Consider the following 16,270-nt stretch of genomic DNA (forward strand, 5'->3'; position numbering starts at 1 on the left):
TTTCGGGCGTCACCAGATTAAACATTGCTCATGTTGGCACACCATTGTGGCAAGCTATTGCCCGCTCCCGGGCAGTGGCGCAACTTCCCGCTTTGCATCGCAGCGGCATAGCTGTTACGCTCGCGTCAACGTGCAATGCGGGGATCGTCCCCGCAGACGGGCAGCGATCGGCGGTTTCGCCGCCGCGAGCATCCCGATGGGAACATGGGCCGTGACGGTCGACGATGAAGCTGGTTGCAGCTACAGCGGGACCACGGTCGAGCTGACTGATGAGTGTCAGAGGCGCGGCGTGGTCGCGATTGCGGAAACGTGTGTGCCCGATGCGAAGGGATCGCGCGGGCAAGGGCCGCGCTTTGACCGGCACCATTCCGACCGGCATCACCCTGATCGGCACCATCCTGATCGGCACCGTGGCGGCCGCGAGGGATCGCGCGGGGCGCGCACCTATGCGGCGCTCGATCTCGGAACCAACAATTGCCGCCTGCTGGTGGCGGAGCCGACGCGCGACAGTTTTCGCGTCGTTGACGCATTTTCGCGCATCGTCCGGCTGGGCGAGGGCCTGACCAGCCTCAACCGCCTCGGCGACGACGCCATCTTCCGCGCCATCGAGGCGCTCAAGGTCTGCCGCGCCAAGATGGACGCGCGGCGCGTCGGGCGCGCCCGTCTCATCGCGACCGAGGCCTGCCGCGCCGCCGTCAACGGGCAGGATTTCATCGACAGGGTCGCGAGCGAGACCGGCCTCGCGCTCGAAATCGTGGACCGCAAGACCGAGGCGCTGCTCGCGGTCGCGGGCTGCACCGGCCTTGCCGATCCGCGCGCGGAAAGCGTGATCGTTTTCGATATCGGCGGCGGCTCGACGGAGATCGTCTGGACCACCGCGCGCCGCCGTCACGGCCATGGCCACGGTCACGGGGGCGGACAGGTTCCGCACCGCAGCGGATACCCGCGCCAGCCGGTCGCTCCGCGGGCGAACGGCGATCATCGCGTCAGGGCGTGGGAATCGCTGCCGCTCGGGGTCGTCACGCTGGCGGAGCGGTTCGGCGGCGTGGAGGTGACGCGGGACATATTCGCCGCCATGGTGCGCGAGGTCGAACGCCACCTCGCCTCGTTCGCCCGCAAGGCAAACCATGCGCCGCGCATGCGCGGCTTCCACCTCCTCGGCACGTCCGGCACCGTCACCACGATCGCCGGCGTCCACCTCGATCTGCCCCGCTACGACCGGCGGCAGGTGGACGGACTGTGGATGAACGACGCCGATGTCGCCGAGATGATCGAGTTCCTCGCCGGTTGTTCGTATGCGCAGCGTGTGTCGAATCCCTGCATCGGCGCGGACAGGGCCGATCTGGTGCTGGCCGGATGCGCCATCCTGGAGGCCATCCGCCGCGCCTTTCCGGCGCCGCGCCTGCGCGTCGCCGACAGGGGGCTGCGCGAGGGGATCCTGCTCAACATGATGCAGGAAGACAACGTGTGGAACAGGAGGCCGTCGAGTTGAGCGCCGCCGGCAAGGGAAAGGGCGGTTCCGGCAAGGGCACCGCGAGCGACGGCGTGCGGTCGCTGAAGGTGCGGGTGAAGACGGCCGCCAAGCGCTCTGTCGCATCGGCCCGCTGGCTGGAGCGCCAGTTGAACGACCCCTATGTCGCGCGCGCGAAGCGCGAGGGTTACCGTTCGCGCGCGGCGTTCAAGCTGCTGGAGATCGATGAGAAGTTCGGGCTGCTGAAGCCGGGGCAGCGCGTCGTCGACCTCGGAGCCGCGCCCGGCGGCTGGTCGCAGGTGGCGGCCCGCAAGGTCGGCGTCGCCGCCGGCAAGGGCAGGGTGGTCGGCATCGATCTGCTGGAGATCGAGCCGCTTCCCGGCGTCGATTTCATCCAGCTCGACTTTCTCGCCCCCGAAGCGCCCGACCGCCTGATCGACCTGCTCGGCGGCCCGGCGAACGTCGTGCTCTCCGACATGGCGGCAAACGCCACCGGCCACAAAAAGACCGATCACCTCAGGATCATGGGGCTTGCCGAAACCGCGCTCGACTTCGCGCGGCAGGTGCTGGCGCCCGGCGGCGTGTTCCTGGCCAAGGTGCTGCAGGGCGGCACGGAGAACGCGCTGCTTGCCGACATGAAACGGGATTTCGCGGTGGTGCGCCACGTCAAGCCGGCGGCGAGCCGCAGCGACTCGTCGGAACTCTACGTACTCGCCACGGGCTATCGCGGCCGGTCCTTCCTGCCCGAGACGCCGGACGACGGCGCCTGAACACCGGCGCGCCGCGATTCCGGCGCCAAGCTGATTCCGGCGCCAAGGCAATTTTTGCGCCTGGTCAATCCTGATCCCGAAAAATGGCAGTAATCGCTAGGATTAGCCAAGATCACGGCGTTTGCCAAGCTCCGGGGAGACGGTTTTTCCTGAAACCATCTGAGACAAGAGTCTAGGTTGCGCAACCTGTGCGCTTGGAACATACCTCGTATGAACGTCGATCCGACTACACCATGATCGGCCGAACCGGCAGGCAGCCGCGCGACGCGTCGCGCGCGGCAGACGCCAAAAAGCGGAACGGGCAAGCCCGTCCGCACAGATTCGCATGAATCTGACATATGGTTACGAGGAGGATACCCTAGATGGACACGTCCGTGGCCGCACGTATTGCGGCCGATCCCAATTATCAAATACTGAAATCGACGCGATCCCGATTTGGCTGGTCGCTGACGATCGCCACTCTCGTCGTGTATTACGGCTTCATCCTGCTGATCGCCTTCGGCAAGAACCTGCTGGCGATTCCCCTGGGAAGCGGCGTCATGACGCTCGGTATTCCGATCGGCTTCGGGGTGATCATCTTCACCGTCGTGGTCACCGCCATCTACGTGAGGCGGGCCAACAGCGAATTCGACGTGCTTTCCGAGAAGGTGAAGCAGGAGGCGCTGAAATGAATCGCGTCGCCGACAACGTCTTCAAGACCCTCTCCCTTGCGGCGCTCGTTTGCGCGCCGACGCTTGCCTTCGCCGCGCCCGACATCGGTCCGGCCGAGCAGCAGCCCACCAACTGGACGGCGATCATCATGTTTGCCGTCTTCGTGATCGCCACGCTCTACATCACCAAGTGGGCGGCCTCGCGGACCAAGTCTGCGGCGGACTTCTACACCGCCGGCGGCGGCATCACCGGCTTCCAGAACGGCCTCGCCATCGCAGGCGACTACATGTCGGCGGCCTCGTTCCTCGGTATTTCGGCAGCGGTGATGGCGTCGGGCTATGACGGCCTCATCTACTCGATCGGCTTCCTCGTCGGCTGGCCGGTCATCACCTTCCTGATGGCGGAGCGGCTGCGCAACCTCGGCAAGTTCACCTTCGCCGACGTCGCCGCCTTCCGCTTCTCCCAGACGCCGGTGCGCATCTTCGCCGCCTCGGGCACGCTCGTCGTCGTCGCCTTCTATCTCATCGCGCAGATGGTCGGCGCGGGCCAGCTCATCAAGCTGCTGTTCGGCCTCGAATACTGGATCGCGGTGGTGATCGTCGGCGTGCTGATGATGGTCTACGTGCTGTTCGGCGGCATGACCGCCACCACCTGGGTGCAGATCATCAAGGCCTGCCTGCTGCTGGGCGGCGCGACCTTCATGGCCTTCATGGTGCTGTGGAACTACGGCTTCAGCCCGGAGCGCCTGTTCGCGGCCGCCGTCGACGTCAAGACGGGCATCGCCGCAGAAGCGGGCGCCGGCGCCGAGGAAGCACGGGCGAGTGGCCTGTCGATCATGGCGCCGGGCAACTTCATCACCGATCCGATCTCGGCCATCTCGTTCGGCATGGCGCTGATGTTCGGCACGGCGGGCCTGCCGCATATCCTGATGCGCTTCTTCACCGTGCCGAGCGCCAAGGAAGCGCGCAAGTCGGTGATGTGGGCGACGGGCTGGATCGGCTACTTCTATCTGCTCACCTTCATCATCGGCTTCGGCGCCATCACCTTCGTGCTGACCAACCCGTCGTTCCTCGACGCCGGCGGCGGCCTGCTGGGCGGCAGCAACATGGCGGCGGTTCACCTGGCGCAGGCGGTGGGCGGCAATATCTTCCTCGGCTTCATCTCGGCCGTGGCGTTCGCGACCATCCTCGCCGTGGTGGCCGGACTGACGCTCTCCGGCGCGTCCGCCGTGTCGCACGACATCTATTCGACCGTGCTCAAGGGCGGCAAGGCCGACAGCGCGTCGGAACTCCGGGTGTCGCGCATCACGACGGTGACGCTGGGCGTGCTGGCGATCGCTCTCGGCATCGCCTTCGAGAAGCAGAACATCGCGTTCATGGTGTCGCTCGCGTTCGCCATCGCCGCGTCGGCCAACTTTCCGGTGCTGTTCCTGTCGATCCTGTGGAAGGACACGACGACGAAGGGCGCCGTCATCGGCGGCTTCCTCGGCCTGATCTCCTCCGTGGTGCTGACGGTGCTGTCGCCGTCGGTGTGGGAAGCGACGCTCGGCAACCCGAAGGGCTCGGCGCTGTTCCCCTACACCTCGCCGGCGTTGTTCTCGATGACGATCGGGTTCGTGGGCATCTGGCTGTTCTCGGTGCTCGACAGGGGCAAGCGCGCGCGGCTCGACCGCGAGGGCTTCCTGGCGCAGCAGGTCCGCTCGGAGACGGGCATTGGCGCCGCCCAAGCTTCCTCCCACTGAGCCTCCTCCCAACGATCCGCATTCCCTCCCGCCGGAAAACGCTCCGGCGGGAGGCCCCGCTTCCCGGGACGAAGTCGGTCCCCCCGCCGCGGGGCGGGCCGGTTTCGCGCGTGAGCGGCGCGAGCTCGCGTCGCTGATGACGGCACGGGTGCGCGACGCCCACATCCGCCAGCCCCTCATCGTGGACGGCGGGATGGACCTCGTGAGCGTCTGCCGCCTGCTTTCCGAGCGCGGGATCGGCGATGCGCTGGTGCGCGACGGCGCGCGGCTCGGCGTCTTCACCACCACCAATCTGCGCGACGCGCTGCTGCGGCCCGAGCCACCCTCGGTGCTTCCCGTCAGCGCCGTCTCGTCGTTCGAGACGGTGTCGGTGTCGCTCGACGACGAGCTCTATCGCGCGCTGATCCTGATGTTGCGCCACCGCATCCATCGTGTCATCGTGATGGATGGCGAGGAGGTGGCGGGCTTGTTGAGCCAGTACGACCTGATGGCCTTCATGGCGCGCCACTCGCAGCTCACGACGCTGCAGGTGGCGGAAGCGCCCGATATCGCCGCCCTGCAGGCCGCCGCCCGCCAGGTCGACAGCCTGATCGCCGTTCTGCACGAGGACGGCGTGCGCGTCGACGTGATCGCCCGGCTCGTCGGCGCGCTGAACCGCCAGATCTTCGACAGGTTGTGGCAGCTTCTCGCGCCCGAGGAGCTGCGCGCCAACTCCTGTCTGATCGTCATGGGCAGCGAGGGGCGCAGCGAGCAGATCGTCAAGACGGATCAGGACAACGCCCTGCTGCTGCGCGACGGTTTCGCCCACCCCGATCTCGAAAAGGTCACGGAGGCGTTCACCGCGGCGCTGATTTCCCTGGGCTACCCGCCTTGCCCCGGCGGCATCATGCTGAGCCGTCCGCTCTGGCGCCAGTCCGTGGCCGATTTCAGCGCGACGCTGGCGCGCTGGATCCACGGCGGCGATCCCGAGGGGCCGATGAACCTCGCCATCTTCCTCGATGCGGCGGCTGTGGCCGGAGACGAAACGCTGCTTGACGCGGCGCGCGCGCGCGTCGACAAACTGCTGATGAACGACGACGGCTATTATGCCCGCTTCGCGGCCGCCATCGAGCAGTTCGACAGCGGCGGCTGGTGGTCGCGCCTGCCGGGGCTTTCCGGCCGTGCCGCGGCGCAGATCGACCTGAAGAAGCGCGGCCTGTTCCCGCTGGTGCACGGCGTGCGGGCGCTGGCGCTGCAATATCGCACCGGCGGGACCTCCACCGTGGCGCGGGTCGCGGCGCTCGAATCGGCCGGCCATATCGACGCGTCGTTCTCCCGCGACCTCACCGACGCGCTGCATTTCCTGATAGGGCTGAAACTCACCAGCAATCTGCGCCAGATAGCGGAAGGCCGCGCGCCCGACACCATGGTGCGCCTTGAGGATCTGGGCACGCTCGACCGGCAGGCGCTCAAGGATTCGCTCGCCATCGTCCGCCGCTTCCGCCAGTGGCTCCGCCTGCACTACCGGCTCGATGTGCTCTGAGGGGGCGCCCAAGGGGATGCAAAGAGGGTTGCAAAGGGGGGTGCCATGACCACGCGTATCTCGCTCGTGCTGAGCGCTATCGCTTTGCTCCTGCTGAACTTTCCGCTCATTCTCATCTGGGATCGCGATATCGCCGTCGCCGGGTTGCCGCTGCTGCCCGTCGCGCTGTTCGGCATCTGGGCGGCACTGATCGTGCTCGTCGCCGTCATGGGGGAGGCGCGCCCGCCGCGCCGTCCGCCTTCCGCGGGTTGAGGGATCATGTCCGCCCCGCTCATTCTCGGCGTCTCGTTCGGCTATCTGCTGCTGCTGTTCGCGGTCGCGGCCTACGCCGACCGCCGTGCGGCGGAGGGTCGCTCGGTGATCGGCAGCGGGCTGGTCTACGGCCTGTCGCTCGGCGTCTATTGCACGGCCTGGACCTACTTCGGCAGCGTCGGGCAGGCGGCGACGAGCGGCGTGTGGTTCCTGCCGACCTATCTCGGCCCGATGCTGGCGATGCTGCTCGCCGGCGTCGTCATCCTGCGGATGATCCGCATCGCCCGCACCTACCGCATTACCTCCATTGCCGACTTCATCGCCAGCCGCTATGGCAAGAGCCCGCTGCTCGCTGCCCTTGTGACGCTGATCACGGTGGTGGGGATCGTGCCCTATATCGCCCTGCAACTGGAGGCGGTTTCCACCGGCTACCGGCTGATGACGGCAGCCGAGGGGGGCGAGGGCGCATCCGCCTGGTGGCGGGATACGGCGTTCTACATCGCGCTGGCGCTCGCCGCCTTCACCATCCTGTTCGGCACGCGCCATCTCGACAGTGCCGAACGCCACGAGGGCATGGTGGCCGCCATCGCCTTCGAGTCCATGGTGAAGCTCGCGGCGTTCCTGGCCGTGGGTGCCTTCGTCACCTGGGGGCTGTTCGCCGGCCCGGCCGACATCTGGGAGCGGGCGCAGCAGGTGCCCGAGCTGCGCGATCTGGGGCGGCTCGGTGCCGGCAGCGGCGCGGGCGGCTTCGCGCACGCCCAGTGGTTCGCGATGATCCTGCTCGCCACGCTGTCCGTGCTGCTGCTGCCGCGCCAGTTCCAGATGATGGTGGTCGAGTGCGTGGACGAGCGGCATCTGAAGCGCGCTGCCTGGGTGTTTCCGGCCTATCTTTTCCTGATCAACATCTTCGTCCTGCCCATCGCCATCGGCGGCCAGCTCCATTTCGGGCGCGACACGGTCAATCCCGACACGTTCGTTCTGCTGCTGCCGCTGGCGGAAGGCGCGCGGCTTCTGGCGCTCTTCGTCTATGTGGGCGGGCTGTCGGCGGCGACCGCCATGCTGATCGTCGAGACCATCGCCATCTCCACCATGCTGTGCAACGATCTCGTCATGCCGGCCCTGTTCCGCTGGCGCGGCTTCGGCGCGCGCGTGGACGGCGAGCTCACCGGCCTGCTGCTCAACATCCGCCGGGTGTCGATCCTCGGCATCCTGCTGCTGGGCTATGTCTATTTTCGCGTGGCCGGCGGCGGGCACGAGCTCGTCAGCATCGGCCTCATCAGCTTCGCGGCGGTGGCCCAGTTCGCGCCGGCGCTGTTCGGGGGCATGTTCTGGAAGGACGGCACGCGGCTTGGTGCGTTCGGTGGCCTCGTCGGCGGGTTCTGCGTCTGGGCCTACACGCTGATGCTGCCCTCGTTCGCCCGCTCGGGCTGGATATCGGCCGATTTCGTCGCCCACGGACCGTGGGGGCTCGATCTTCTCGCGCCGGAAGCGCTGTTCGGGGTCGCGGGGCTCGACAACATCACCCACGCGCTGCTCTGGAGCCTGCTGATCAACGGCGGCCTCTATGTCGGCCTGTCGCTGTGGCGGGCGCCCACCGCGCGCGAGACCAGCCAGGCGCTGCTCTTCGTGGACATCATGAAGCGCGGCCACGACGGCGGCGAGGCCCCGGTGTTCTGGCGCGGCCGGGCGCGGATCGCCGACCTCAAGGCGTTGGCCGTGCGCGTGCTCGGGGAGGAGCGCGGCGGGTTGCTGTTCGCGGGCGAAGGCGGGTCCGCGCCCGGCGGTCCGCTGGCGGATGCGCGCCTCGTCGACCGCGTCGAGCGCCAGCTCGCGGGGGCGGTGGGTTCGGCCTCGGCGCGGGTGCTGGTGGCATCCGTCGTCGAGGAGGAGGCGCTCGACATCGACGACGTCATTGCCATCCTCGACGAGGCGACGGAGCTGCGCGCCGCCAACGAGAAGCTGAAAAGCCTCGACCAGCTGAAGGACGATTTCATCTCCTCCGTCACCCACGAGCTGCGCACGCCGCTGACCTCGATCCGGGCGCTGAGCGAACTCATGCTCGACACGCCGGACATGGATGAGGCGCAGCGCACCGAATTTCTCGGCATCGTGGTGGCGGAGAGCGAGCGTCTGAGCCGGCTGGTCAACCAGGTGCTCGACATGGCCAAGCTCGAGTCGGGCCATGCCGAATGGCACACCAGCGACGTCGACATGCGCGCGCTGATCCTCTCGGCGGTGGGCGGGATGGCGGGGCTCTTCGCGGAGCGCGGCACCGAGGTGGTGACGGAGCTGCCCGACGCGGTGCCGCCGATCCGCGCCGATGCCGACCGGCTGACGCAGGTGCTGCTGAACCTGCTGTCGAACGCGGTGAAATTCGTGCCCGAGGGCAGCGGGCGGATCGTGGTATCGCTTGCCGTGAATGACGATCACCTCGTCGTGCGGGTGCGCGACAACGGGCCGGGCGTGCCGCCCGCCGATCGCGCTCACGTGTTCGAGCGCTTCCGCCAGGGCGGCGACGCGCTGACGCGTCCGTCCGGCACCGGGCTCGGGCTTCCGATCAGCCGCCGGATCGTCCATCGTCTGGGCGGCGAGATGTGGCTTGAATCGGAGCCGGACCAAGGGGTAAGCCAGAAGTCGGGCCAAGAGTCGCAGCAAGAGTCGGGCCAGGGGGCATGCTTCGGCTTCCGGCTGCCGTTGCCGCCCGCGCGGGAAACGACAGGAGCGGAAAGAACAGAATCGGGGAGGACGGAACAATGAGCGCCACGGTGCTGATCGCCGACGATGAGCCGAACATCGTCATTTCGCTTGAGTTCATGATGAAGCGCGAGGGGCACCGCGTGCTGGTGGCGCGCGACGGAACGCAGGCGCTGGCGCTGATCCGCAGCGAGAAGCCGGCGCTGGTGCTGCTCGACGCCACCATGCCCGAACTCTCGGGATTCGACGTGTGCGAGGCGGTGCGCGCCGATCCCGAGATCGCCGGAACCCGCATCCTGATGCTGACCGCAAAGGGCCGCGAGACCGATGTCGCGCGCGGCCTCGGCGCGGGGGCGGACGCCTATGTCACCAAGCCCTTCGCGACGCGCGAGCTTCTGGAGCGGGTGCGGGAGATGCTGGCGTGAGACGCGATCGCCGCAGTTCCCGCGCTCATCTGCCGCTGCTGCTGATCGTGCCCGGCGTGCTGTTGGCGGCGTGGGAGGCGGTCGCGCTGTTTCTGGTGTTTTCCGGCTCCGATCCGGCCGCGCGGCCGACGTTGCTCGCGGCGCTCGCCGGACAGGCGCCGGTGCTCGTCGTCTGGTGGCTCGCGGCGGCGGGGGCGGCGGCGTTCGGCCTCTACCACCTGTATGATGCCTTCATCGCCGGGCCGGCCCGGCTCGCGGACGCAACCCGCGTGCTCGCCGGCGATCCGCTCGCGCCCGCGCTTCCGGCGCAGGAGAACGCCACGCTGGGGACGTTGACGGAAGCGATCAACGCCTTGGCCGGACGCAACCGCGCGCTGCGCCATGAAATGGATGAGCGCATCGCCGCCGCGAGCCGGGCCGTCGCCTATCAGCGCGACCAGCTCGCGGCGCTGATGGCCGAGCTCGAACAGGGCGTCATCGTCTGCAATCTCGAAGGCCGCATCCTGTTCTACAACCAGAGGAGCAGCGCGCTGTTCGCGCCCTCGGGCGGCACGGTGGGGCTCGGGCGGTCCGTCGATACGCTGCTCGACGCGGCGCTCATCGCCCACGCGCGCGAGGGGCTTGAACGGGGAACGGTCGGCGGCGCGCCGGCGCGTTTCGTGACCGGCCTTCCCGATGGCCACCTGCTGCGGGTGAGCATGGCGGGCGTGCGCCCGGCCGGCGAAGATGGCGGCGACGGCAGCGGCGGTGCCGCCGCGCTGACGGGCTTCGTGCTGCTGATCGACGACATCACCGAGGACCACCGCGCCCACGCCAGCCGCGACGCCCGGCTGCTGGCGCTCACCGAGGCGAGCCGCGCCTCGCTCGCGGCCATGCAGGCGGCGCTCGACCTTCTGGACTATCCCGACCTCGCCGAGGACGAACGGGCGCGTTTCCAGGCCATCGTCCGCGACGAGGTGGCGGCCATGAGCGCCCGGCTGGAGACGCTGGCGGCGGACGCGTCCGAGGACCTGAAAGGCCGCTGGCCCCTGCAGGACATGCTGGGCACGGACCTCATCGCCGCCGCTGCACGCCGGATCGCCGCGACCTCGGGGCTCGTGGCGGAGAACGACGCGGCGCAGGGGCTGTGGCTGCGGGTGGACAGTTTCGCCATCATCAGCGCGCTGGCCTTTCTGGTCGCCCGGCATGGCGCGCGCGCGCAAGATCCGCGGCTTTGGCTGCGGCTGCGGCGCGCGGGCGCGCGGGCGCATCTCGATCTGCTGTGGCGGGGCGAGGGGCCCGATCCCGCGACCGGCTGGCAGACGGAGCCGATGGAGGTCGGGGACGAGCGCCTGCCGCTCACGGTGCGCGACGTCGCCGAGCGGCACGGCGGCGAAGTGTGGTTCGGCCGCGAGGGCGGCGACCGTTTCGTGCGCTTCCTGCTGCCGCTGGCGGCCGGCGCGCCGGCGATGCCCGCCGCGCCGCCGGGCAGCCGCCCGGTCTATTACGATTTCGACCTGTTCAAGGCCAGCGCCGCAAGTCGCGCGCTCGACGAGCGGCCGCTCACCGACATCAGCTACACGGTCTTCGACACCGAGACGACGGGGCTCGACCCCGCGGGCGGTGACGAGATACTCCAGATCGGCGCGACCCGCATCGTCAACGGCCGGCTGCTCGAGGGCGAATGCTTCGACCGGCTCGTCGACCCCGGCCGCTCCATCCCGGAGGCGTCGATCCCGATCCACGGTATCACGCCCGACATGGTGCGCGGCAAACCGCCGATCGGCGAGGTGCTGCCGGCGTTCCACGCCTTCGCCGCCGACACGGTGCTGGTGGGGCACAACGTGGCCTTCGACATGCGCTTCCTGCAGATGAAGGAGGCGGCGACCGGCATCCGCTTCGACCAGCCGGTGCTGGATACGCTGCTGCTCGCCTCGATCGTGCATCCGCGCGAGGACGCGCACGGGCTGGAGGCGATGGCGGCGAGGCTCGGCATCGACATCGCCGCCCGCCACAGCGGCAAGGGCGACGCGTTGATGACCGCCGCCGTCTTCCTCAAGCTGCTGCCGCTCCTCGCCGAGAAGGGAATCACCACCCTGGGCGAGGCCCGCGCGGCTTCCGCCAACTCCTTCTACGCCCGGCTGAAATACTAGAGCGCTTTCCGAGCAGATGGAAATCTGACCGATAAGAATTCGCTCGAAATCAGGAAGCGAGAGCATTTCAGCGTTTCCTTGAAACGATGAAATGCTCTCGCGGATCACGCCACCTGCAGCGCCGGGTGGCTTCCGGCCAGTTCCCCGGCGACGCGCAGCGTGGTGTCGAGCGTGGTTTCGCTGTGGCTGCCGATGGCGTCGGTCGCCGGAAAATCGGTGCGACAATGCCCGCCGCGGCTTTCCCGCCGCAGAAGTGCGCCGGTGGCGACCATCAGCGCGACCGCGGCGCGGTCATCGCGCCCGTCGATGGCGAGATCGTGGAGCCGGCGCACGGCGCGGGAGAGGCCCCCGGCGTCGCGCACCACGCCGACCGTTTCATCCATCAGCGCGCGGATGTCCCTGCCGGCATCGGGTGCAGGGCGGCGCGGGGCGGACGACGCGGGCAGGGGGGAGCCGGACGCAAGGGCGTCCGCGCGGATGTCGTCGGCGATCCATTCGGCGAAGGCGAGCGCTTCGAGGAGCGAATTGCTGGCGAGGCGGTTGGCGCCGTGCAGGCCGGTGGAGGCGACCTCGCCGCAGGCCCACAGCCCGGCGACGGAACTGCGCCCCGCGCCGTCCACCCGGATGCCGCCCATGTGATAATGCGCCGCCGGACGCACCGGGATCGGCCGGCGCAGCGGATCGAGCCCCTGCGCGCGGCTCAGCGCCACGACGCCGGGGAAGCGCCGCTCCAGGCCGTCGAGGCGCGCATCAAGGAACACCATCCGCCCCGCCGCGATCCGGCCGAAGATGGCGCGCGCCACCACGTCGCGCGGCGCGAGCTCGCGGCCGGGCACCGCCTCCATGAAGCGCTCGCCTCGGTCGTCGATCAGGATCGCGCCCTCGCCGCGCAGGGCCTCGGTCGCGAGCGGCATGGGATCCGAACCCCCCATGATCGCCGTGGGATGGAACTGCACGAACTCCATGTCGCGCATCACCGCGCCGACCCGGGCCGCGAGCGCCAGCCCGGAGCCGACGGCGCCGAGCGGGTTGGTGGTCGATGCGTAGAGAGCGCCGAGCCCGCCCGTAGCCAGCACCACGGCGCGGGCATGCAGCGTCCCGGTCTCGCCCGACGGCGCGGCCACCACGAGGCCCGCGATGCCGCCGTTCGAATCGCGCAACAGGGCGTCGGCGCGCAGGTTCTCGACGATGGTGACATGCGGCGCGGCGCGCGCCGCGCGGATCAGTGTCTCCAGCACCGCGAAGCCGGTCTTGTCGCCGCCGGCATGGGCGATGCGGCGGCGGCAATGGGCGGCCTCGAGGCCGAGCGCGAGTTCGCCCCGCGCGTCGCGGTCGAACGGCGCCGACAGACTCACCAGCCAGTCGATGGCCTTTGCCGCCGCCCGCGCCACGCGCCGGGCAACGGAGGGGTCGGACAGTCCGGCGCCGGCCGCGAGCGTGTCCCCGGCATGGAGTTCGGCATCGTCGTCCGGCCCGATGGCCGCGGCGATGCCGCCCTGCGCCAGCGCCGTCGCCGCGCTCTTGCCGAGCGGACCGCCGGCGATGACCGTCACCGGCAGGGGGGCGAGGCGCAGCGCCGTGGCAAGGCCGGCGACGCCCGCGCCGACGACGAGAACGCGGTCGGATCCTTCCATGATGGCCACCCCGGTCAGCGGATGGCGAGCATGCGCTCGACCGCGGCGCGGGCGCGCTCGGCAACCGATGCGTCGATCTCGATCGCGCCTTCCATGGTTTCGAGCGCATGGCGGATTTTCGGCAGGGTGATGCGCCGCATGTGCGGACACAGGTTGCAGGGGCGCACGAAGTCGACATCCGGATGCTGCACCGAGACGTTGTCGGCCATGGAGCATTCGGTGATCAGCACCACCCGGCCCGGCTTGCGGTCGCCGACATAATCCGCCATGGCGGCGGTGGAGCCGGCGAAATCGGCCTCCGCCACCACCTCCGGCGGGCATTCGGGATGGGCGAGCACCACGAGGCCGGGGTTGATCTCGCGCAGGTCGCGGATGTCCTGGGGCGTGAAGCGCTCGTGCACCTCGCAATGGCCCTTCCAGGCTATCAGCTCGATCTCGGGCACTTCCTTCTGCACGTTCTGCGCCAGATATTCGTCGGGCAGCATCAGGATGCGATCGACACCCCATTCGCGCGCGACATGGCGCACCACCTTCACGGCGTTGCCGGAAGTGCAGCAGTAATCGCTCTCGGCTTTCACCTCGGCCGAGGTGTTCACATAAGTGACGACCGGGACGCCGGGATAGCGGCTACGCAACAGGCGGATGTCCGCGCCGGTGATGGAGGAGGCAAGCGAACAGCCGGCCTCCGCATCCGGGATCAGCACGGTCTTCGACGGATTGAGGAGTTTCGCCGTCTCGGCCATGAAATGGACGCCGGCGAGCACGATGACGTCGGCATCGACGGTCACGGCCTCACGCGCGAGCGCCAGGCTGTCGCCGACGATGTCCGCCACCGTGTTGAAGATCTCCGGGGCCTGATAATTGTGGCCGAGCACGACGGCGTTGCGCGCCTTCTTCAGGCGCTCGATCGCCTCGACCTCGCGGGCGATCGCCGGCCACTCGCCCGGCAGAAGGTGTCTCGATACGCGCGCATAGAGATGCGGCAGCGGGAAGTCGCCGCCGGCGGGCGCGGGCGGGAAGGCGGGGGCGGTTTCCTCACGGGGTGCGAAGTTTGCATCGAGCATCGCATCATCCTTGTGCTCGAATTGAGCATAATGGGGACAAAAGAAACACCGGGCTGGATTGCCCGGTAATCTCTTATGCTAAAACTGAGCATAACGGGTTGTCAACAGAATGTCATAAAATTTCTGGCGGCGGCCAGTCATGGGCTTCCGTGTCTTGCAAGATCGCTTCGTAGTCCTGGCCGCCGGAGAACACCCGGACGATGACGATGGCGTCGCCGGTGAAGCGATACGCCACCACGATCCGCCGGAACATCGGGTAGATGCGAAGCCCTTCGCCGAGGTCGTTGCGCGCCGGCCCCAGCATGGGATGATCGCATAACAGGCGGCACCTGGTGCGGATGTCAGCGACAAAACTTGCGGCCCGCAAAGGATTATCCGGCTCGATGTAGTCGAAAATCGCGTCAAGGTCGGACAGAGCGGCGGGACGAAAGACCAGCCTATGCATCGGCCTTTTTCGCCGCCAGTGCTTTTTCCAGCCGCCGTCTGAAATGCCGCTCGACTTCTTCCTCGGTCAGGGACGGTCTGGGATCGGTGTCGGCTTCCGCGATCCGGGCGCGGATGGTGTCGAGGTGCGCGATGCGGATCTGCTCCCGCTCCTGCCATGTACGCACGGCTTCGCGGATGACCTCGCTGTTCGAGGCATAGTGTCCTTCCTCGACTTTCTGTCGGATCAGCCGCGCCATGTCGGCCGGAAGGGTGATGCTCAGACGCTCCACGTTCGCCATATCATTCTCCATTCGGGAATGATGGCATGAAATCATACTTGATGCCATTGAATTCACATGTCCTCACCGCCGCCCTCCGGCAACCGGCAGGCGCACGCCCGGCGCGGGGCGTTCCAGCACGACCTCGCGGCGGAAGCGCACGAGGCGCGCGGGGCGGCCGCCGGTCTCGGCGGTGGTCTCGCCGGTCTCCTCGACGAGACGCTGCTGCTCCACCAGCCGGCGGAAGTTCTGCTTGTGCAGGCGCACGCCGGATAGCGCCTCGACCGTGCGCTGGAGTTGCAGCAGGGTGAAGTGGGGGGGCATCAGCTCGAACACCACCGGGCGGTACTTGATCTTGCCGCGCAGGCGGGCGATGGCCAGCGCCAGCATGCGCCGGTGATCGACCGCCATCTCGATGCCGATCGGGTGCGCGGCGAGATCGGCCACCGCCCGCGCGGCACCGCGCTCACGCCGGGCCTCGCCCACGAGTCCGGCCTCGTAGAGCAGTTCGTAGCGTTCGAGCGCGCGTTCCTCGTTCCAGACGCCGCGCTCGTCCGAATCGGGCTCGCCGAAGCCGAAGGTGAGCGAGAGCCGCTCGACGCGGGTGGTGGCAAGCCGCGCATCGGAGGTGGCCCAGGCGCGCAGGGACGGCTCAAGCGCATCGAGCACGCCGGGGCGGCCGTCGCGCCAGTCCTCCCATGGGAAATAGCGGTACCAGCTCTCCCAGGCCGCGTCGGCGTCGGCCGTGTCAGCATCGCCGGCGGGACGCGCCTCGCGCACCAGGGCGAGATAGGCGACGGAGAGCGCGCGCGTCGCATGGGCGCCGTCGGTTTCGCTGCGGTCGCGGTCGCCGAAGGTGTAGAGCTGCTCGACGTGACCGAGCTTCTGCAGCGTCTGGCGCTCCACCCAACTGCGCAGGCCGGTTTCGAGTGTGCGATGGCCGCGCTCCAGCGGACCGGAGGGCAGCGCCTCGCGGTTACCGCCGCGGCGGACGACCAGCACTTTCGGATCGTCGCCGGTCACCGCCACGATGACGGCGCTGAGGCCGATGGCGATGTGATCCTCCTGCGCGGCCGGCTCTGGTGCTTCGCGCGGGGAGGGGGGACCCGGTCGGGGCGAGGTTGGCATGATTTTCCGTGGCGCGGGGGTGTTTGACGGACGGTGATGCTATAGATAGCACGGTTGCGTGCGGCGTCCCATGAGCGCTGCA

At 68.7% G+C, this 16,270-nt stretch carries 14 protein-coding genes; 9 read left to right on the forward strand and 5 right to left on the reverse strand.

All coding sequences use genetic code 11. The features are described 5' to 3' along the window. Positions 1–211: 211 nt before the first annotated feature. The 9 genes from ACUSIJ_RS11995 to ACUSIJ_RS12035 all read left to right on the forward strand — a co-directional run bounded on the left by ACUSIJ_RS11995 (position 212) and on the right by ACUSIJ_RS12035 (position 11,658). Positions 212–1,492, forward strand: coding sequence for a Ppx/GppA phosphatase family protein (locus tag ACUSIJ_RS11995; RefSeq protein ID WP_449308624.1), 1,281 nt, complete (start codon positions 212–214; stop codon positions 1,490–1,492). A 53-nt stretch (positions 1,493–1,545) separates the two neighbouring features. Next, positions 1,546–2,241: an RlmE family RNA methyltransferase gene (locus ACUSIJ_RS12000; protein WP_449308705.1), complete on the forward strand. Its 696-nt coding sequence runs from the start codon at positions 1,546–1,548 to the stop codon at positions 2,239–2,241. Positions 2,242–2,603: 362 nt separating this feature from the next. After that, positions 2,604–2,912, forward strand: a complete 309-nt coding sequence (locus ACUSIJ_RS12005) for a DUF485 domain-containing protein (RefSeq protein ID WP_449308625.1) — start codon at positions 2,604–2,606, stop codon at positions 2,910–2,912. Continuing rightward, positions 2,909–4,633, forward strand: coding sequence for a cation acetate symporter (locus tag ACUSIJ_RS12010; RefSeq protein WP_449308626.1), 1,725 nt, complete (start codon positions 2,909–2,911; stop codon positions 4,631–4,633). The genes ACUSIJ_RS12005 and ACUSIJ_RS12010 overlap by 4 nt, the downstream gene beginning before the upstream one ends. Before the next feature lie 136 nt (positions 4,634–4,769). Continuing rightward, positions 4,770–6,155, forward strand: a complete 1,386-nt coding sequence (locus ACUSIJ_RS12015; protein WP_449308627.1) for a DUF294 nucleotidyltransferase-like domain-containing protein — start codon at positions 4,770–4,772, stop codon at positions 6,153–6,155. 45 nt (positions 6,156–6,200) lie between these two features. Beyond that, positions 6,201–6,407, forward strand: a complete 207-nt coding sequence (locus tag ACUSIJ_RS12020; RefSeq protein ID WP_449308628.1) for a hypothetical protein — start codon at positions 6,201–6,203, stop codon at positions 6,405–6,407. A gap of 6 nt (positions 6,408–6,413) precedes the next feature. Beyond that, entirely contained in the window at positions 6,414–9,164 is a 2,751-nt protein-coding gene (locus tag ACUSIJ_RS12025) for an ATP-binding protein (RefSeq protein WP_449308629.1), read from the forward strand. Next, the gene (locus ACUSIJ_RS12030; protein ID WP_449308630.1) at positions 9,161–9,526 is read left to right on the forward strand and encodes a response regulator transcription factor; all 366 of its coding nucleotides are present in this window, start codon (positions 9,161–9,163) and stop codon (positions 9,524–9,526) included. Before ACUSIJ_RS12025 ends, ACUSIJ_RS12030 begins: the two co-directional genes overlap by 4 nt. Next, complete coding sequence (locus ACUSIJ_RS12035) at positions 9,523–11,658, forward strand: exonuclease domain-containing protein (protein WP_449308631.1); 2,136 nt, start codon at positions 9,523–9,525, stop codon at positions 11,656–11,658. The genes ACUSIJ_RS12030 and ACUSIJ_RS12035 overlap by 4 nt, the downstream gene beginning before the upstream one ends. 104 nt (positions 11,659–11,762) lie before the next feature. On the opposite strand, the gene ACUSIJ_RS12040 is transcribed toward ACUSIJ_RS12035, so the two are convergent. The 5 genes from ACUSIJ_RS12040 to ACUSIJ_RS12060 form a co-directional block, all read right to left on the reverse strand. Further along, a complete protein-coding gene (locus tag ACUSIJ_RS12040) occupies positions 11,763–13,292 on the reverse strand; it encodes an L-aspartate oxidase (RefSeq protein WP_449308632.1) in 1,530 nt (509 codons plus the stop codon). Positions 13,293–13,306: 14 nt separating this feature from the next. Further along, on the reverse strand, positions 13,307–14,356 hold the full coding sequence (nadA, locus tag ACUSIJ_RS12045) for a quinolinate synthase NadA (protein WP_449308633.1): 1,050 nt from the start codon (positions 14,354–14,356) through the stop codon (positions 13,307–13,309). A gap of 112 nt (positions 14,357–14,468) precedes the next feature. Next, a complete protein-coding gene (locus ACUSIJ_RS12050; protein ID WP_449308634.1) occupies positions 14,469–14,801 on the reverse strand; it encodes a type II toxin-antitoxin system RelE/ParE family toxin in 333 nt (110 codons plus the stop codon). Beyond that, positions 14,794–15,081, reverse strand: a complete 288-nt coding sequence (locus tag ACUSIJ_RS12055) for a type II toxin-antitoxin system ParD family antitoxin (RefSeq protein WP_449308635.1) — start codon at positions 15,079–15,081, stop codon at positions 14,794–14,796. The genes ACUSIJ_RS12050 and ACUSIJ_RS12055 overlap by 8 nt, the downstream gene beginning before the upstream one ends. A 63-nt stretch (positions 15,082–15,144) precedes the next feature. Next, the gene (locus tag ACUSIJ_RS12060; protein WP_449308636.1) at positions 15,145–16,188 is read right to left on the reverse strand and encodes an NUDIX hydrolase; all 1,044 of its coding nucleotides are present in this window, start codon (positions 16,186–16,188) and stop codon (positions 15,145–15,147) included. Between the last annotated feature and the right edge of the window lie 82 nt (positions 16,189–16,270).

Source organism: Pseudochelatococcus sp. B33 (assembly GCF_053570585.1).